The organism is Micromonospora sagamiensis (genome assembly GCF_014680085.1).
Lineage (GTDB): Bacteria > Actinomycetota > Actinomycetes > Mycobacteriales > Micromonosporaceae > Micromonospora > Micromonospora inyonensis.
Genome location: NZ_AP023438.1, coordinates 5,447,649 through 5,466,344, shown reverse-complemented (window position 1 = coordinate 5,466,344; position 18,696 = coordinate 5,447,649). Strand labels below are relative to the sequence as shown.

The following is an 18,696-nucleotide window of genomic DNA, read 5'->3' as shown; positions in this document are numbered from 1 at the left end:
GCTCCCCGCCGGCTGGTGCGGGCGGCCGGTGGCTGACGTCCGGGGGTGGACGGTCGGAAAGGGGACCTCGGGACCGGCGACCGGGCGGCGGTCGCGGCGGTGCGGTCAGGGCTTGCGGCCGACCGCGGCGTACATGCTGACCTCGGCGGCGGTGGGGCGGGGTCGCGGCTCGTGCTCGGCCCGCCACTCGGCCACCGACGAGATGCCCGGCTCGATCAGCTCCAGGCCGGCGAAGAACCGGGCGAACTCCGCCCGGCTGCGCAGGACCACCAGGCCGTTCGGGTCGCCGTCGTGCCGCGCGCCCACCGGGCGGGGTGGGAGCGGCAGATGGTCGCCGGTGGCGTGCGAGGCGACGAGGTAGCTGCCGGCGGGTAGTTCGTCCAGCAGCCGCGCGACCGCGCCGTACGGGTCCTCGTCGTCGACGACGAAGTGCAGCACCGCCACCAGCATCAGCGCGACCGGTCGGGTCAGGTCCAGGGTGCGGCGCAGGTCGGGGTGGCCGAGGATGCGCTCCGGCTCGCGCAGGTCGGCGTCGAGGTAGGCGGTCGCCCCCTCGGCGGTGCTGGTGAGCAGGGCGCGGGCGTGCGCCAGCACGATCGGGTCGTTGTCGACGTAGACCACCCGGCACTGCGGGGCGATCGACTGGGCGACCTCGTGCGTGTTGTCCGCGGTGGGGATGCCGGTGCCGATGTCCAGGAACTGCCGGACGCCGGTTTCCCGGGTCAGATGTGCCACCGCCCGCTGGAGGAAGCGGCGGTTCTCCCGGGCGCTGGTGCGGACGGTGGGGAACTGGGCCGCCCAGGCGTCGCCGGAATCCCGGTCGGCCTGGAAGTTGTCCTTGCCGCCGAGCCAGTAGTTGTACCGGCGGGCGGGATGGGCCACCGAGGTGTCGATCCGCGCGCTGGGGTGGGTGGGTCCGGGGAACCCGCTGGTCACGACTGCCTCCACGACTCCACGTACCGCGCCGACGCAGTGGGCGCGGCCGGCCTCCCGCGACCGTCCACTGTCACCGGTCGCGAACCATCGTAGTCGGTGCCGCTCGTGACCCGGACGACGCCGCGCCCGCCCGGCGTCCTGCCCGTCACGGCCGGTACAGGTCGTCGAGGATGCGGGTGAGGATGTCCGGGGTCCGCTCCGGCGGCTCGGCCTCCACACAGAGTCGCTCCATCGCGGCGGCGTAGTGGTCGACGTCGTCCCGCTTGTCGAGGTAGAGCGCGCTGGTGAGCTGTTCGATGTAGACGATGTCGGGCAGGTCCTGGTCGCCGAAACGCAGGATGGTGAAGGCCCCGCCGGCGGCGGCGTGTCCACCGGCGTCGAAGGGGACGATCTGGAGCCGGATGTTGGGCACCTTGGTCGCCTCGACCAGCGCGGCGACCTGGCCCCGCATCACCTCCGGCCCGCCGATCGGCCGACGCAGGGCGGCCTCGTCGACCACCGCCCAGAGGTGCGGCGCGTCCGGGCGGTACAGCAGCTGCTGGCGCTGCATCCGCAGGCCGACCCGGCGGTCGATCTCGGCCGCGCCGGCCGCGCCGTGCCCCAGCATGACCACCGCGCGGGCGTACTCGCGGGTCTGGAGCAGGCCGGGGACGAACTGGACCTCGTAGCTGCGGATCAGGGCCGCCGCGGCCTCCAGCCCGAGGTACGACTGGAACCAGCCGGGCAGGACGTCGCCGTAGCGGTGCCACCAACCGGGGTTGTTGGCGTCGCGGGCCAGTTTGAGCAGCGCGTCCCGCTCCCCCGGCTCGGTGACACCGTAGAGGGTGAGCAGGTCGGCGACGTCCCGTTCCTTGAAGCCGACCCGGCCCAGCTCCATGCGGCTGATCTTGGATTCGGAGGCGCGGATCTCCCAGGCGGCGTTCTCGCGGGTGACCCCGCCGCTCTCCCGCAACCGACGGAGCTGCGCGCCGAGCAGCATGCGCAGCACCGTCGGCCCACTGGCCGGTCCCCCCTCGGCTGGACCCGTCGTCACGTGGTGACCTCCGCCTGCCCGCTCTTCCCGCCGGACGCCCCCGACCGGCTGACGTGTAAGCATGCCATGAACCCAGAGTCAGGCGTAGTCAGCCGGACGGCCTGCCGGTCCCGTTGCCGGGACACGCTCAGGTGATCAGATGGTCGAAGTCCCCGTCCCGGGCACCGAGCACGAAGGCGGCGATCTCGTCGACCGTGTAGATCAGTGCCGGCCCCTCCGGATGGCGCGAGTTGCGCATCGCGATCCCGGCCCCGCCCGGCAATTCGGCCAACTCGACGCAGTTGCCGCTGGGGTTGCTCCGGCGGCTCTTCTGCCACTTCAGCGGAGGCAGGTCACGGGTGGGAACGCCGTTCTGTGGCTGCTGCATGGGGCGTCTCTCGTTCGGTTGGCCGCCCGCCACCGCGTGCAGCGGGACGACGACGAAGGGTGCGCGAAATATCGACTCGTGGGCAGATGCACGTGCATCTGCTATTGCATCTGCATTGGACAGCGAGCATGATATCGCACGTGAGCGGTACCCAGCCGTTCACTTTGAGTTACTCAGACCTGGGGTGCGACCAGGGGAAACGGGGCCGGACACGGGGTGGTGTCGGGCCGCTGCACGGCGCACCGCGACGCGATGACGGGGGGACGCCGGTGCCAGATCCGTTCACCATCGTGTCCGGCATCTGCGCCGCCGGAGCCGTCGCCGCCGGCATTCAGCTCCGGCAGCGGGCGGTCCGCGCCGAGGCGCGGATCGAGACGCTCCAGGCGGAACTCACCGCCGAGCGACACGCCGCCAGTCACGACCCGCTGACCGGGCTGCCGAACCGCCGGGCGTTCTACCGCCTCGCCGCCAGCCTGCTCACCGACGCCGCCGGGAGACCGCTGGTCGCCGTCGTCCTCGACCTGGACGACTTCAAGCAGGTCAACGACCGGTACGGCCACGCCGCAGGCGACCAGGTGCTGGTCAGCGTCGCGGAGCGGTTCGCTGCCTTCGCCGGGGACAACCTGGTGGCCCGCCTCGGCGGTGACGAGTTCGCCGGGCTGCTGGCCAGCCCCACCGTGGACCGGCGGTGGATGGAACACGCCGCCCACCGGCTCAGCGACGCACTCGCCGCACCCATCCAGCACGGCACGGTCAGCCTCCGGGTCACCGCCTCGGTCGGCCTGGCACCGGTACGCGGTCCGGCCCAGCTCGCCGACGCGCTCTGCCGCGCCGACGCGGCGATGTACCGGGCCAAGAGCCTCGGGGCGGCCCGCCAACTGCTCGACACCCACCCCGTCGACACCCACCACTTCGGGCCCCACCAGGACGACCCGCTGACGGTCCACCGCTGACCTGTCGACCGTCCACCGCTGACCCGTCGACCGTCCACCGCTGGCCCGCGGGCGGACCCCGGAGGAACGGACGAACCCCCGGCACGCCGCTCGCGTGCCGGGGGTTCGTCGCCACCGGTACCTAGACGGCGACCGGCACCCGGTCCTCCTCCTGCTGCTCCGCCGCGCGGGCGGCCCGCTCGACCCGGCGACGCTCCCGCTCCTGCGCGCCGATCAGGTCGTCCGGCAGCGAGTCCTCGACCTCCAGGTCGAAGCGGCGCAGCAGCCGGATCGCGAAGCCACCGAGCGTCACCAGGACCAGCGCGGCCCCGAAGACGACGTACGCGAAGCCGATCCCCCGGCCCTCGCCGGTGCCGATCACCGCGCCCACCGACCCGGCCAGCGCCCCGCCCGGGGCGAGCATCGGCTCGAACCAGGCGGTCGCGCCCGGAGCGAGCAGGGCGAAGCCGATCGGCAGGGTCGACCAGGTGATGGTCTGGTTCAGGCTGAACACCCGACCGTGGTACCGCTGCGGCACCTTCACCTGGACGATGGTGGCGTAGATGCTCTGCGCGGTGGTCATCGACATGGCCAGCCAGAACGCCCCGGCGGCGATCACCACCACGGAGGCGTCCAGCCCGACGATCACACAGCCCACGGCGGTGCCGAGGTTGCCGACCAGCACGCCGATCATCCGGCGGTGCCGGGGCCCACCCCAGAGCGACATGAGCACGCCGCCGGCGACCGCGCCGAGTGCCTCCGCCAGCGCCACCTGGGCCACCTCGGTGGCGGTGGCGAACGAGAGCACCAGCGGCGTGGTCAGCACCAGCGCCGGGGCCAGGAAGACGTTGCCCAGCGCGAAGTACCCGAGCATCAGCCGGAAGCCCCGGTGGTTCCACGAGTAGCGCAGGCCGTTGACGATCGCCACCAGCAGCCGCTCCCGGGGGCGCCAGCCGAGCAGATCCGGGAAGCGCACCACGGCCAGGGTCGCCACCGCCAGCACGTAGCTGGCCACGTCGATCAGGAGGATGCCCTTCAGCTCGATCGCGGCGAGCAGGCCGGCGGCGAAGACCGGCATCAGCAGCATCGCGAAGCCGTTGGAGAGCTGGGCGATGCCCATCGCGTGCCCCAGGTAGCGCTTCGGCACCAGTTGCGGCACCGACGACTGGTACGCGATCCGCTGGAACGACCCGGCCACCTGGCTCAGCGCCACCAGCAGGTAGATGTGCCAGAGGGCGAGGTTCTCGGTCCAGAGCAGGGTGGCCAGGACGACCTGCACCGTGCCCGCCGCCGAACTGGCGATCATCATGATCCGGCGCCGGCTGATCCGGTCGGTGACCGCGCCGGCCACCGGCAGCATCAGCACGCCGCAGATCAGCGCGAGGGCCCAGAGCAGGCCGAGGTTGGCCACCGACCCGGTCTCGGTGAACAGCCAGATCGGCAGGGCGAACGCGGTCAGCGCGCTGCCGGTGGTGGAGATGAGCTGCCCGACGGTCACCGCGAGGAACCGGGCCATGCTCGGCCGGACCACGTCCTTCGCCGGCCGGTCGTCCACCCCGACCCGCTGCCGGTCGCGCAGCGTCCAGGCGGCGTCCTCGCCCTTGGCGGCGGGTTCCAGGGCGCGGGTGTCCCCGGTGGCCATCGCCCGGTGCGTGGTGGTGACCACCTCGGCCAGCTCGTCGGCCCGGTACTTGAGGAAGAAGTGACCGGCCTGGTCCAGCACGACCAGCCCGAGGGTGTCGCTGAGGAACTGCCACTCGGCGTACCGCTCGGTGTAGTAGTCGGTGACCGGGTCCTCGGAGCCGACCACCGAGATGATCGGCGCGCGCAGCTTCGTCGCCCGCCGGTCGAGCAGCCCGGTGAAGTACTCCTCCGAGGCGCGCGAGTCGGCCCGCATGTTGCTGAGGATCCGGTCCGCCTGCTCCGGCTCCAGCTCGTCGGTGTCCACGCCCATCGACTTGAGCCAGCTCGCGTAGTGCCGGTTGCTGCGCAGCTTCTCCAGCCGGGTCCGCAGCCGGGCGATCGGGCCCTTCGGGCGGGCGAACGGGAACATCGCCCCGATGTAGAGGGCCTCCAGCTCCCGGCCGGCCGCCTCGACCTTGCGGGCCACGTCGGCGGCGATCGCGCTGCCGACGCCGCAGTGCCCGTAGAGGGCGATCGGTCCCTCGACCCGCTCCAGGATCTCGTCGGCGACCCGGGTGGTCAGCTCGTCGAAGGGCAGCGCCTCCTCGTCCAGCCCGACGTCGTGGCCGGGGATGGCCAGCGACCAGAGCGCGTGTCCGGCCGGCAGGGCGTCGGCGAGCGGCTGGTAGACGATGGCGCTGCCACCGCCGTACGGGACGCAGACGTAGGTCAGCGTGCGCTGGGCGGCCGGGATCGGCTTGGTCAGCTCGTAGAGGAGCCGACGCGGGCCGTCGGACTCCGCGCCGCCGGTCATGAAGCCGGCCAGGTCCCGGATGGTGCGCTTCTGGAAGAGGTCCATCACGCCGACCGGACGGGTGTCCAGGTCCGCCTTGCGGATCTTCGCGACCACCTGGGTGGCGAGCATGGAGTGCCCGCCCAGGTCGAAGAAGTCGTCGTCGATGCCGAGCGTGGGGACGCCGAGCACCTCCGACCAGATGCCGGCGAGCAGGCGTTCGGTGTCGTCACGCGGCTCGACCAGAGCCACCGACGCCTCCCGGCTGACCACCGGGGCGGGCAGCGCCTTCCGGTCCAGCTTGCCGTTGGGGCTCAGCGGGAAGGCGTCCAGGGTGACGAAGGCGTTCGGCACCATGTACTCGGGCAGGCTCTCCTTGAGTGCCGCCTTCAGCGCCGCCGCCTCCGCCGTGCCGACCAGGTACGCGGTGAGCCGCTTGTCGCCCGGGGTGTCCTCGCGGACGACCACCGCCGCCTCGGTCACCCCCGGCTGCTCGCGCAGCGCGCTCTCGATCTCGCCGAGTTCGATCCGCAGGCCGCGCAGCTTCACCTGGTGGTCGATCCGGCCGAGGAACTCGATCACCCCGGTCCCGTCCGGTTGGGTCCGCCAGCGGGCCAGGTCACCGGTGCGGTAGAGCCGGGCACCCGGCTCGCCGGAGAACGGATCCGGCACGAACCGCTCGGCGGTCAGCGCCGGCCGCCGGTGGTAGCCGCGGGCCAGGCCGACCCCGCCGATGTGCAGCTCACCGGCCACCCCGACCGGGCACTCGTTTCCGGCGGGGTCGAGCACGTGCAGCCGTAGGTTGGCGATCGGGGCCCCGATCGGCACACTGGTCAGCCCGGCCAGCGCGGCCGGCTCGCAGGGCCAGGCGCTGACGTCGATCGCGGCCTCGGTGGGGCCGTACAGGTTGTGCAGGCCGCACCAGGGCAGCCGGGCGGTGAACTCCACCGCCGAGGCCAGCGGCAGCTCCTCGCCGGAGCAGATCACCCGGCGCAGCGCGGTGGCCGCCTCGACGCCCTCCTCGGCGAGGAAGACGGTCAGCATCGACGGGACGAAGTGGGCGGTGGTGATCCGCTCACCGATCAGCAGGTCCCGCAGGTAGCCGGCGTCCTTCTGCCCGCCGGGCTTCGCGAGCACCAGTCGCGCGCCGGTCTGCAACGGCCAGAAGAACTCCCAGACCGAGACGTCGAAGCTGGCCGGGGTCTTCTGGAGCACCGCGTCGTCGCCGCCGAGGCGGTACGTCCGCTGCATCCAGTCCAGCCGGTTGACGATGCCCCGGTGGGTGTTCGGCACCCCCTTCGGGCGGCCGGTGGAGCCGGAGGTGTAGATGACGTACGCCAGGTTGCCGCAAGCGGCGGTCGGGGCCGGGTCGTCGGCGGGCTGGTCGGCCCAGAGCGCGGCGTCGTCGAGGGCGAGGACGGTGGCGGCGGTGGCCGGCAGCACGTCGCGCAGGTGTTCCTGGACCAGCACCACCGGCGCTGCCGCGTCGGTGACCATGAAGGCCAGCCGGTCGGCCGGGTACTCCGGGTCGAGGGGGAGGTACGCCCCACCGGCCTTGAGTACGCCGAGCAGCCCGGCGACCAGCTCGAAGGAGCGTTCCGCGCAGACCCCGACCAGGGTCTCCGGGCCGACGCCGGCCGTCCGCAGCCGGTGGGCGATCCGGTTGGCCGCCGCGTTCAGCTCCGCGTACGACCAGGTACGCCCCTCGAAGGTCACCGCCGGGGCGGTGGGGGTGCGGGCCACCTGCTCCTCGACCAGCCCGTGCAGGGTGGCCGTGGCGGGGAAGTCGGCGGCGGTGTCGTTCCAGCCGGCCAGCAGGGCCCGCTCGTCCGGGGCGGCCAACTCCAGCGCGGAGACCCGGGTGTCGGGGGCGGCCACGACCGACCGGAGCAGGCCGGTGAACCGCTCGGCCATCCGCTCGACGGTGGACCGGGTGAACAGGTCGGTGTTGAAGACCAGCTTCCCCCAGAGCCCGGAGTCGACCTCCACCACGTGCAGCTCGAAGTCGAACCGGGTGGCGCGCAGCTCCATCGGCTGCCACTCGAAGGTGACCTCGGCGTCGTCGGCGGTGGACCGGAAGCGGCCCATCTCGTAGTTCTGGAGGACGAACATCGACTGGAACACCGGGGAGCGGCTGACGTCCCGGGGCAGGCCCATCTCCTGCACGACCCGGGCGAACGGCACCTCGGCGTGCTCGAAGCCGTCGAGAACGCCGCGCCGGGTGCGGTCCAGCAGCTCGGTGAAGGTGGGGTCGCCGGCCAGTTCGGCGCGCATCGGCAGCATGTTGATGAACATGCCGACCACGTCCTCCAGCTCCGGCGCGGACCGACCGGCCACGGAGGCGCCGACGGCGAAGTCCTCCTGACCGGCGTGCCGGGACAGGAAGACCTGGTACGCGGCGAGCAGCGTCATGAACAGGGTGCCGCCCGCGTCCCGGGTCAGCGCGTTCAACGCGTCGGTGACCTCGCGGTCGACGGTGAACTCCACGAAGTCGCCGTGGTAGGTCTGGGTGGCCGGACGGGGCAGGTCCAGCGGCAGCTCCAGCGGGGTGATCCCGGCCAGCCGCTGCTTCCAGTAGTCGAGGTGCGTCCTCGCCTGGGGACCGTCGAGCTGGGCGGCCTCCCAGACGGCGAAGTCGCCGTACTGGACGGGCAGGACGGGCAGCTCGCCACCCCGGTAGAGGGTGATCAGGTCGCGCAGCAGCACGTCGACCGACCAACCGTCGCCGACGATGTGGTGCTTGCCGAGGAAGAGCACGTGGTCGTCGTCGGCCAGCCGGATCAGCGTGGCCCGCAGCAGCGGCCCGTCCGCCAGGTCGAACGGCTCGGTGGCGGCCCGGTCGACCAGTTCCTGCGCGGCGGTCTCGTCGGGGGCGTCCACGATGGTCAACGGCACCTCGACGTGGTCGGCGACGACCACGGTCGGGCGACCGTCGGCGTCGGCCGGGAAGCGGGTGCGCAGCGACTCGTGGCGGTCGGTCAACGCGGCCAGGGCGGCCCGCAGCGCCGGCACGTCGAGCGCGCCACGCACCCGCAGCGGCACCGCGATGTGGTAGGCCGCCTCGCCCGGGGCGAGCTGGTCCATGAACCAGACCCGCTCCTGGGCGTAGGACAGCGGCACCGTCGCCTCCGGCGGCCGGGGGGTGATCCCGGCCGCCGGGGTGGCACGACGCCGGCGGAGCCGGGACGCGATCAGCGCCTGGCGGGCGGCTTCCCGGGTCGCGGCATCCTTCAGGTCTGTCATCAGGGTGTTCCCTTTTCCGCCGCGAGCAGCGCGGCGACCTCGGCTTCGGAGAGTTCGTCGACCTCGGCGGCGATCAGCGCCTCGATCTGGGTGGCCAGGTCGGCGACCACCGGGGCACCGAACAGGGCCCGCATGGGCAGGTCCACGTCGACCTCGGCGCGGATCCGGGACATCGCCCGCATGCCGCGCAGCGAGTTGCCGCCGAGGGCGAAGAAGTCGTCGTACGCGCCGACCTTCTCCACCCCGAGGATGTCGGCGAAGACCTCGGCGACCAGCGCCTCGGCGTCGGTGCGCGGGGCCACGTAGGACCCGACGGCCTCGGTGGCGGCCGGAGCGGGCAGTGCGGCGCGGTCCACCTTGCCGTTCGCGGTCAGCGGCAGCGCGTCGAGACGGACGAACGCGGCCGGCACCAGGTGGGCGGGGAGCTGCCGGGCCGCCTCGGCGGAGACCTCGGCCTCGTCGGCGGTGCCGACCAGGTACGCCACCAGGGTCGGCTCGCCCGAGTCGGTGCGCACGGCGACCACGGCCTCCCGGACGCCCGCGTGGGCGAGCAGGGTCGACTCGATCTCACCCAGCTCGATCCGCATACCCCGCACCTTGACCTGGTGGTCGCGGCGGCCCAGGTACTCCAGCGTCCCGTCGGCCCGCCAGCGGGCCAGGTCCCCGGTGTGGTACATCCGCTCCCCCGGTGCCCCGAACGGGCAGGGCAGGAAGCGCTCGGCGGTCAGGCCCGGCCGGCGCAGGTAGCCCCGGGCGAGCTGGACCCCGGCGACGTACAGCTCGCCGGCCACCCCCGGTGGCACCGGGTTGAGGTGCGCGTCGAGCAGGTAGGCGCGCATGTTCCAGGTGGGCCGGCCGATCGGCACCGGCCCGGCCGGCACCGCCTGGCCGGGGGCGATCCGGGCCGCCACGCAGCCCACGGTCGCCTCGGTCGGACCGTACTCGTTGACCACCGCGACACCCTCGTGTCCGGCCCGCCAGGCGGCGAGCTGTTCCCCGGTGAGCGCCTCGCCGCCGATGACCAGGTCGCCGGTGGGCGACAGGTCGGCGTCGAGCAGCGGCAGGTGACTCGGGGTGACCTTGAGGAAGGCCGGCGGCCCGCCGGCGCGGGCGGCGGCCTCGTCGATCCCGGCCAGCCGCACCGTGCCGCCCGCGGTGAGCGGGCCGAGCAGGCCGGTGACGGTCAGGTCGAAGGAGACCGGCGAGTGCAGCAGCGCGGTGCCGGCCAGCCCCGGATAGGTGTCCCGGGCCCAGGCCAGGTACGCGTGCACCGCCCGGTGCTCGACCACCACGCCCTTGGGGCGGCCGGTGGAGCCGGAGGTGTAGAGCACGTACGCCGGGTGGGCGGGCAGCAGCGGGGCGGTCCGCTCGGCGTCGGTGAGGTCGGCGTCGTTGCCCCCGACCTCACCGTCGAGCACCAGCGCGCCGGGCGGCACCAGCGCGGCGGTCTCCGGGGTGGCCAGCACCAGGACCGGTTCGGCGTCGCCGAGCAGGTAGGCGATCCGCCCGGCCGGGTAACCGGTGTCCACCGGCAGGTACGCCGCACCGGACTTGAGCACGGCGAGGATCGCCACCAGCAGCTCCGCCGAGCGGGGCAGCGCCAGCGCGACCAGCGCGCCCGGCCCGACGCCCCGGGACACCAGCATCCGGGCGAGCCGGTTGGCCCGGCCGTTCAGCTCGGCGTACGTCAGCGACCGCCCGTCGGCGACCAGGGCGGTCGCGGTCGGGGTGGCCGCCACCTGCCGTTCGACCTCGGCGACCAGGGTGGACGGTGGCACCTGGCGGGCGGTGTCGTTCCACCCGTGCAGGACGAGGTCCCGCTCGGCGGCGTCGAGCAGCGGCAGCGCCGATACCCGGGTGGCCGGCTCGGCCACGGCGGCGTCGAGCAGCCGGACGTAGCGGGCCACCACGGCCTCGGCGGTGCCCCGGTCGAACAGCGCGGTCCGGTAGAGCAGCCGGCTGGTCGTGGCGGTGATGTCGAAGGCCAGGTCGTCCTTCGTGGTGCCGAGGGCGACCGGGTCCAGACCGGAGTCCGGGATGAAGTTGAACGCGGTCTGGAAGACCGGCTGCACCGACGGGTCCCGCTGCGGGGCGACCGCCTCGACGATCCGCTGGAACGGCGTCTGGCCGTGTTCCATCGCGTCGACCAGCCCGTCCCGGGTGCGCGCGACCAGGTCGGCGAAGGTCGGGTCGCCGGCCAGGTCGCAGCGCAGCGCCACCGGGTTGACGAACATGCCGATCACCGGGGCCAGTTCGGGGTTGTCCCGACCCGCCGTGGAGACCCCGACGACCAGGTCCTCGTCGCCGGAGATCCGGTGCAGCAGGGCGGTGAAGGCGGCCAGCAGCACCATGAACGGGGTGGCCGTCGACCCGGTGGCCAGCCGGCCGACCCGGTCGAGCAGCCCGTCGGGAAGGGTGAAGTGCACCTCGTCCCCGGCGTAGCCCAGCTCGGCGGGGCGGGGCCGGTCCAGCGGCAGGGTGGTCGCCGCCGGGGCACCGCCCAGGTGCTCCCGCCAGAAGCCCAGCTGCCGCTCCAGCTCCGCGCCGGTGAGCTGGTCGCGCTGCCAGACCGCGAAGTCGGCGTACTGAATGGGCAGCTCGGGCAGCGCGGCGGGGGCGCCGGTCAGCGCGGCCGTGCCCAGCGCGGTCAGTTCCCCGGCGAGGACCACCGCGGACCGGGCGTCGAAGACCGCGTGGTGCACCACGAACTGGAGGATGACCCGGGTGTCGGCCATGCGGACCAGACGGGCCCGCCACAGCGGCGCGGTGTCCACCGGGATCGGGGTCCGGGCCAGCTCGGCGAGGAGGTCGTCGAAGCGGGGCCGCCGCTGCGCCTCGGGCAGGTCGCGCAGGTCGACCACCTCCAGCTCGACCGGCTCGACCGCCCGGACCACCTGGCTCAGCGTGCCGTCGTCGGCGTGCAGGCGGGTCCGCAGCGACTCGTGCCGGGCGATGATCTCACCCACGATCCGGTTCGCCTGCGCGACGGTCACCCCCTCGGGGAACGACCACAGGTTGGAGACGTTGTAGACCGGGGAACCGGCGTCGAGCTGGTTGGCGATCCAGATCCGCTCCTGCGCGTACGACGCCGGGAAGGTCCACTCCTTCACGTCGCTCATGACGCCGCGGCCTCCCGGACGGAACGGGGCCGCATGTCCGTCCACACGGTGTCGATGTGGGCCAGGCACTCCTCCCGGGTGCCGGCGAAGCCGGCGTCCTGCCAGCCGGCGGGGAGCTCCCGGTCGGCCGCCCAGATCGAGTACTGCTCCTCGTCGTTGCGCACGACCAGGAATCGGGGGTCGGACATCACTTCTCTCCAGGGGTGTGCGGTTCGGCCATGGCGACAGCGATCTTGCGGGGTCCGGTGAACGGCTCACGGCCGTGCGCGGCGGTCATGTTGTCCACCACCAACACGTCGTCACGCTGGTAGTCGAAACGGACGCTGGCGGCACGATACGCGTCGCGCAGGTGGTCCATGACATCGGTGGGGATCTCCGCCCCGTCGCCGTAGTACGTGTTCGACGGCAGCCCCTCCGGGCCGAAGAGTTCCAGCAGCCCCTCCTGGAGGTCCTTGGCCAGCGTGCTGACGTGGAAGAACGTGGCGTGGTTGAACCAGCGCGGGGTGTCCGAACCGGGCCGGCGGTGCACCACGTCCCGCACCGACCGGGTGCGCAGCCCGTCGGCGCCGATCCACTCCAGTTCGATCCGGTTCGCCGCCGCGTACGCCTCGACCTCGGCCCGGTCGTCGGTGTTGAACACGTGCTGCCACGGGGTGCCGAAGTCGGCGTGGAAGTTCCGGACCAGCATCCAGCGCCGCCGGACGAACTCCTCGCGCACCGCCGGGTCGATGTTCTCGTAGACCCGGCGCACGTCGGCCAGGGGCGTCGCGCCGAGGGTCTCCGGCGCGGTGATGCAGTAGAAGAACAGCGTCAACGGCCAACGCGCCTGGTACGAGTTCTCGTTGTGCAGGAAGATCTCCTCGTCGGCCGGGTAGTCGGTGGACGTGTAGACCTTCCCCTTGATGGCGTGCCGGGGCGAGGAGCGTTCGGTGTAGGTCAGCGGTTCACCGGCCAGGGCCCGGACCACCCGGTCGAAGCCGTCCACCCCGCCGACGTCGAAGCCGCGGAACAGCAGCCCGCCGTGCTCGACCAGGGTCGCCCGCAGTTCCGCCCGACGTCGGTCGATCAGCTCGGTGAGCGCGGTGCCGTCGTTCTCGACGACCACCGGCAACGTGGCGATCGTGTCGCTCATCTGCTCAGGTCTCCTTTCCCCGGCTCAGGCGCGGGGCAGTCGGGGGATGGTCGGGGTCGCCGACGGGGCCGGGGGTTCCTCGGCCGGGGCGCTGGCGCGCAGTTCCTCGATCCGGGCCGCCAGGCCCGCCACGGTGGGCGTCTCGAAGAGGCTGCGCATCGGCAGGCGGACGCCGGTGGCCTTGCGCATCGCCGCGATGAGCTGCACCGCGACCAGCGAGTTGCCGCCGAGGGCGAAGAAGTCGTCGTCCACGCCGACGACGTCCACGCCGAGGTTGTCCCGCCAGACGGCGGCGATGACCGCCTCCAACTCGGTGCGGGGCGGGGCGGAGGTGCCGGCGACGGCGGCGGTGGCCGTGGTCGGCTCCGCCTCGGTCTCCAGGCTCTCCGTGGTGACCCGGCCGGCGCGCTGCCGGATGTCGGCGACCGTCCGGGTGGCGATGACGACCTGCGCGCCGAGGCCGGCGGCGAGGCTGCGGCGGAACGCCTCCGCCCCGTCGACCGGGCGGATGTCCTCGGTCGACCCGTCCGACACCGGTTCCGTCCCGGTCGCGACCGGCCCGGCGAGCCCGCCGGTGACCGCGTCCTGGTCGACCCGGCGCAGCACGAAGTCGCTGATGGACACCAGCTCCCGGCCGTCCGGGTCGAGCAGGGACAGGTCGGCGGCCACCACCTCGTCGGTGGCACCGTCGCGGTAGCGCAGGTGGCTCGCGAAGGTCGCCGGCAGCGGACCGCGCACCACGATCCGCCCGTACGACAGCGGCAGGTAGGTGCCGGAGCCACGGCCCCGACCGAAGGCGGTCGCCACGTCCAGCAGCGCCGGGTGCAGACCCCACGCGGCCAGGTCGTCGCGGGCCGCCGCCGGGGCCTCGATCCGGGCCACCTCCTCGCCGGCGCCGAGGTGGTGCTCGCGCAGCGAGTTCCACCGGGGTCCGAAGGTGAGCATGCTGGTGCGGCCCCGCCCGAAGGACGAGTCGTCGTCGATCCGCCGGCAGCCGGCGGTCACCTCGGCCAGGTCCCGGGCCGGCGGCGCGGGCTCGGTGGTCCATCCGGCCGAACCCCGCACGTGGGTGCGCGACTCACCGGCGGCGAGGCTGCGGACCGCGAAGTCCACCCCCTCGTCGGTGCCGGTCAGCTCGACCCGGTACTGGGCGACCGTGCCGTCGGGCACCGAGAACGGCTCGAGGAAGACCACGTCCCGCAACTCGACCAGCGCGTCCGGCCCGGGGGCGGGTACGGCGGCGGCCACGGCGGCGCGGACCGACTCCAGGTGGGCGGTGCCGGGCACCACCGGCACCCCGCCGATGCGGTGCTCGTCGAGCACCCAGTGGGTGCCGGCGGAGACCAGGCCGTGCAGCACGGTCTCCGTCGCGCCGGTGACCCGGGTGGTGAGCACCGGGTGGTCGACTCCGGTGCTGACCGTCTCACGGGCCACCGTCCGGAACCCGGCCGGCACGTTCGTCTCGACGGCCATGCCGACCTCGGCCCAGCCACCCCAGTTCTGCGACAGCACCGGGGCCCGCCAGCCCAGCCCGGAGCGGGCGTACGCGTCCAGCGCGTTGTTGGCCGCGCAGTAGTCGACCTGGCCGAAGCCGCCGACCACGGCGGTGATCGACGAGCAGAGCACCACGAAGTCCATCGGCAGGTCACCGAAGACCTGGGCCAGCGCCAGGGTGCCGGCGACCTTCGGGGCGAGCACCCGCTCCGCCTCGGCCCGCTCCTTGATCTCGGCCATGCCCCCGCCGGGCAGGCCGGCGGCGTGCACGATGCCGTCGATCCCGCCGTACGCCTCCTCGGCGGCGGCGCGGACCCGACGCAGGTCGGCCGGGTCGGTGACGTCGGCGGCGAGGACGAGGACCTGCGCGCCGGCCGCCTCCATGCGGCGGATCGCCGCGATGGCCCGACCGGCCCGGTCGTCGCCGTGCACGGCGAGGTGGTCGTCCCACGCCTCGCGCGCCGGCAGGCCGGAGCGGGCCAGCAGCACCAGTCGCGCGCGGGCGCGGCGGGCGAAGTCCTCGGCCAGGGTGATGCCGATGCCGCCGAGACCGCCGGTGATCACGTACCGGCCGCCCTCGCGGAGCACACCGGCCTCGTCCCCGGCGGACGCCGGTTCGGCGTCGAGGGTGACCTGCTCGTAGTCGGTGACCCAGCGCCGCTTGCCGCGCAGCGCCACCTCGGCGACCGCGCCGACCGGGCGGTTCAGCTCGGCGGCGAGCGCGGTGGCGTCGGTGGTCGCCGGGTCCGCGTCGACCAGCCGGACGGTCAGGCCCGGCAGCTCGACCGGGAGCACCCGGGCCAGGCCGACCAGCGTGGCGTGCTCGGGCCGGGTCAGGTCGGCACCGGTCACGTCCCCGATGCCGGCGGTGACCAGGTCGAGGGTGCGGGGGTGCTCCTCGGTGGTCGTCCCGGCCCCGGCGAGCGCCTGCACCAGGTGCAGGGCGTCGAAGAAGCCCCGGTCCAGCGCGACGGAGGTGGCGGCGAGGTCGGTGCCGGTCGGTTCACCGTCCAGCGCGAACGCGTGCACCAGCCGCTCGGGCAGGTCCGCGCCGAGCGCGGCGACCAGCGCGTCGTGGTCGGCGCGGACGCCGGGACGCAGCCGGTACCCGTCGGCGGTGGCGGCGAAGTCGTCCCCGGCGCGGACCACGACCGGGTCGGCCCCGCCGGCCCGCAGCGTCGCGAGCAGTTCCTCCCCGCGTGGGCCGTCGACCAGGACCAGGCAGCGGCCGAGCGGGGCACGGCGCGGCTCCGGGGCGGCCTGCCGCCACACCGGGACGGCGAACCACTCCGGCAGCGGACGGGGCCCGGACGGGGTCTCCGCCGCGGCGGCCGGCTGCACCGGGTCCGCGTCGATCCAGTAGCGCTTCCGCTCGAACGGGTACGTCGGCAGCGGCACCCGCCGGGCGGCCGGGTCGACGTCGAGGCGCACCCCGACACCGGTGCACCAGAGCGCGCCGGCGGTGGCGAGGAAGGTGGCCAGGTCACCGGTGTCCTCGGTGGGCCCGGGGAGGCTGCCCAGCGGGGTGAGCGCCCGCTGCTCCGGTGACGCCTTGGCGACCTGCATCCGGGCCAGGTTCGCCAGCTGCTTCCCGGGCCCGCACTCCACCAGGGACCAGACGCCCTCGGCGAGCAGGGTGGCCACGCACGCGCCGAAGCGGACCGGCTGACGCAGGTGCGCCGCCCAGTACGCCGGGTCGGTGGCCTGCGCGTCGGTGATCCAGGTGCCGGTGACGTTGCTCAGGAACGGCACGGTCGGCGGGCGCAGGTCCACCGTGGCCATCAGCGCGGTGAACTCGCCGAGGATGGGCTCCATCATCGGCGAGTGGAAGGCGTGCGAGGTGCGCAGCGGCTTGCACTTGCCCCGGCGGGTCTCGGCGTACGCGGCGACCGCGTCGGCCGGGCCGGCGACCACGCAGGTGCCGGGGCCGTTGACGGTGGCCACGGACAGCCCGTCGGGGAGGGTCTCGGCGACCACCGACTCGTCCAGGTTCACGGCGAGCATCGCGCCGGCGGGCAGCGACTGCATCAGTCGTCCCCGGGCGGCGACCACGCGCAGCGCGTCGGGGAGGCTGAGCACCCCGGCCACGGTGGCGGCGGCGTACTCGCCGATGGAGTGGCCGACCATCGCCGCCGGCCGGACCCCGGCGCCCTGCCAGAGCAGGGCCAGGGCGTACTCGACGACGAACAGGGCCGGCTGGGTGTAGCGGGTCTCGGTGAGCTTCTCCCCCGCTGCCGGGTCCCGGCCGAGGATCAGGTCCCGCAGGTCCAGGCCCAGCTCGGGGCGGAGCAGGTCGGCGCACTCGTCCACCACGGCGGCGAAGGCCGGCTCCTCGGCGTAGAGCTGCGCGCCCATGCCGGCGTACTGGGAGCCCTGGCCGGAGAAGAGGAACGCCACCCGGGGCGCGGGGCCGTCGGCCATGCCGCCCTGCCGGCGGCGCGGGGTGCGCAGGGCGGTCACCGCGTCGGGCAGGTCGGTGGCGACCACGGTGGCCCGGTGCGGGTACTCCTTCCGGCCGACGCGCAGGGTGTGCGCGACGTCGGCGAGCAGCTCCGGACCGCCGTCGGTGGTGGTCGCCAGGTGGTCGGCGAGCCGGGTGAGTGCGGTGTCCAGCGCGGTCGGGGTCTTCGCCGACACGTGCAGCAGGTGGGCCGGGCGGTTCCGCCGGTCGACCCGGGCCGCCGCCGGGGCCTGCTCCAGCACCACGTGCGCGTTGGTGCCGCCGATGCCGAACGAGCTGACCCCGGCCCGGCGCGGGCCGGCGTCGTTGTCCCACTTGGTGAGCGTGTTCGTCACGTAGAACGGGGTGTCGGCGAAGTCGATCGCCGGGTTCGGGGTCTCGTAGTTGATGGTGGGCGGGATCAGCCCGTGCTCCATGGCCAGCACCGCCTTGATCACGCTGACAATGCCGGAGGGCTGGCTGAGGTGGCCGATGTTGGACTTGACCGAGCCGATGCCGCACCAGCCACGCTCGTCGGTGTCCCGGCCGTAGACCGCGGAGAGGGCGGCGACCTCGATCGGGTCGCCCATCGCGGTGCCGGTGCCGTGCGCCTCGACGTAGGTGATGGTGCGCGGGTCGACGCCGGCCAGCTCGACGGCCTGGGCGACGGCCTCCATCTGCCCGTCGACGCTGGGCGCGGTGAAGCCGACCTTGCCGGCCCCGTCGTTGTTGATCGCGTTGCCCCGGACCACCGCGCGGATGGTGTCGCCGTCGGCGACGGCGTCGGAGAGGCGCTTGAGGACGGTGACCCCGACGCCGCTGCCCCAGACCGTGCCGTTGGCGGCCGCGTCGAACGGCCGGCACCGCCCGTCCGGCGAGGTGAAGCCCTCCATGCCCATGAAGCCGACGCCGTGCGGCATCTCGACGTTGACCCCGCCGGCCAGGGCCATGTCGCACTCGCCGTTGCGCAGCGACTCGCAGGCCAGGTGGAACGCGACCAGCGAGGTGGAGCAGGCGGTGTGCACGGTCAGGCTCGGCCCGCGCAGGTCCAGCCGGTACGACACGTTCGTCGCCACGTAGTTCGGCGAGTTGCCGGTGGCCACCGACACCGCTGAGTGCAGCGCCCCGCCGACCCGCTTGTTCTTCGACACGTGCAGTTGCAGGTAGAGGTTGCCGCCGGTGCCGGCGTACACGCCGACCGCGCCGTCGTAGCGGCCCGGGTCGTAGCCGGCGTCCTGCAACGCGGTGTAGCAGGACTCCAGGAAGATCCGGTGCTGCGGGTCGGTGATCTCGGTCTCGCGGGCGGTCATGCCGAACAGCCCGGCGTCGAACTCGTCGAACGCCTCCAGCACCGGGGCCTTGTGCACCCAGCTCGGGTCGTCGACCTCGTCGACCGTGGCGCCCCGGGCGAGCTGCTCCTCGCGGGTGAAGGTCGTCACCGACTCCACGCCGTCGACCAGGTTGCGCCAGAACTCGTGCACGTCGGCCGCGCCGGGCAGGCGGGCGGCCAGGCCGACGATCGCGATCGGCTCGACGCCGTCGTCCTCGCCGGGAAGGGCGGATGTGAGCGGGTTGTCCATGGTT

Annotated in this window: 9 protein-coding genes; 1 reads left to right on the top strand and 8 read right to left on the bottom strand. The window is 73.7% G+C overall.

The window, feature by feature from the left end; translation table 11 throughout:
- Window positions 1-105 precede the first annotated feature (105 nt).
- From IGA62_RS24100 to IGA62_RS24090, 3 genes are all read right to left on the bottom strand, one after another.
- Window positions 106-936 carry an SAM-dependent methyltransferase gene (locus IGA62_RS24100; RefSeq protein WP_232624756.1) on the bottom strand — a complete coding sequence of 277 codons (831 nt, stop codon included), beginning with the start codon at window positions 934-936 and terminating at the stop codon, window positions 106-108.
- A gap of 145 nt (window positions 937-1,081) precedes the next feature.
- Complete coding sequence (locus IGA62_RS24095; protein WP_145818739.1) at window positions 1,082-1,969, bottom strand: helix-turn-helix domain-containing protein; 888 nt, start codon at window positions 1,967-1,969, stop codon at window positions 1,082-1,084.
- Window positions 1,970-2,096: 127 nt separating this feature from the next.
- On the bottom strand, window positions 2,097-2,336 hold the full coding sequence (locus IGA62_RS24090; RefSeq protein ID WP_091462578.1) for a DUF397 domain-containing protein: 240 nt from the start codon (window positions 2,334-2,336) through the stop codon (window positions 2,097-2,099).
- Window positions 2,337-2,605: 269 nt separating this feature from the next.
- On the opposite strand from IGA62_RS24090, the gene IGA62_RS24085 reads away from it, so the two are divergent.
- The gene (locus tag IGA62_RS24085; protein WP_145818740.1) at window positions 2,606-3,289 is read left to right on the top strand and encodes a GGDEF domain-containing protein; all 684 of its coding nucleotides are present in this window, start codon (window positions 2,606-2,608) and stop codon (window positions 3,287-3,289) included.
- Between the two features lie 121 nt (window positions 3,290-3,410).
- Here the strand turns inward: IGA62_RS24085 and IGA62_RS24080 are convergent, their stop codons facing one another.
- The 5 genes from IGA62_RS24080 to IGA62_RS24060 are packed head-to-tail and all read right to left on the bottom strand — an operon-like array spanning window position 3,411 to window position 18,692.
- The gene (locus tag IGA62_RS24080; protein ID WP_145818741.1) at window positions 3,411-8,927 is read right to left on the bottom strand and encodes a non-ribosomal peptide synthetase/MFS transporter; all 5,517 of its coding nucleotides are present in this window, start codon (window positions 8,925-8,927) and stop codon (window positions 3,411-3,413) included.
- Window positions 8,927-12,046, bottom strand: coding sequence for a non-ribosomal peptide synthetase (locus IGA62_RS24075; RefSeq protein WP_190289205.1), 3,120 nt, complete (start codon window positions 12,044-12,046; stop codon window positions 8,927-8,929). Before IGA62_RS24075 ends, IGA62_RS24080 begins: the two co-directional genes overlap by 1 nt.
- The gene (locus IGA62_RS24070; protein ID WP_145818742.1) at window positions 12,043-12,234 is read right to left on the bottom strand and encodes an MbtH family protein; all 192 of its coding nucleotides are present in this window, start codon (window positions 12,232-12,234) and stop codon (window positions 12,043-12,045) included. The genes IGA62_RS24075 and IGA62_RS24070 overlap by 4 nt, the downstream gene beginning before the upstream one ends.
- Complete coding sequence (locus IGA62_RS24065) at window positions 12,234-13,178, bottom strand: TauD/TfdA family dioxygenase (protein ID WP_145818743.1); 945 nt, start codon at window positions 13,176-13,178, stop codon at window positions 12,234-12,236. Before IGA62_RS24065 ends, IGA62_RS24070 begins: the two co-directional genes overlap by 1 nt.
- Window positions 13,179-13,202: 24 nt before the next feature.
- Complete coding sequence (locus IGA62_RS24060; RefSeq protein WP_145818744.1) at window positions 13,203-18,692, bottom strand: type I polyketide synthase; 5,490 nt, start codon at window positions 18,690-18,692, stop codon at window positions 13,203-13,205.
- Window positions 18,693-18,696 lie beyond the last annotated feature (4 nt).

What these genes read in the sequence shown, in the direction of transcription:
- IGA62_RS24060 (WP_145818744.1), bottom strand. Translation starts at nt 18,692, where the DNA reads ATGGACAACCCGCTCACATCCGCCCTTCCCGGCGAGGACGACGGCGTC.
- IGA62_RS24065 (WP_145818743.1), bottom strand. Translation starts at nt 13,178, where the DNA reads ATGAGCGACACGATCGCCACGTTGCCGGTGGTCGTCGAGAACGACGGC.
- IGA62_RS24080 (WP_145818741.1), bottom strand. Translation starts at nt 8,927, where the DNA reads ATGACAGACCTGAAGGATGCCGCGACCCGGGAAGCCGCCCGCCAGGCG.
- IGA62_RS24090 (WP_091462578.1), bottom strand. Translation starts at nt 2,336, where the DNA reads ATGCAGCAGCCACAGAACGGCGTTCCCACCCGTGACCTGCCTCCGCTG.
- IGA62_RS24075 (WP_190289205.1), bottom strand. Translation starts at nt 12,046, where the DNA reads ATGAGCGACGTGAAGGAGTGGACCTTCCCGGCGTCGTACGCGCAGGAG.
- IGA62_RS24070 (WP_145818742.1), bottom strand. Translation starts at nt 12,234, where the DNA reads ATGTCCGACCCCCGATTCCTGGTCGTGCGCAACGACGAGGAGCAGTAC.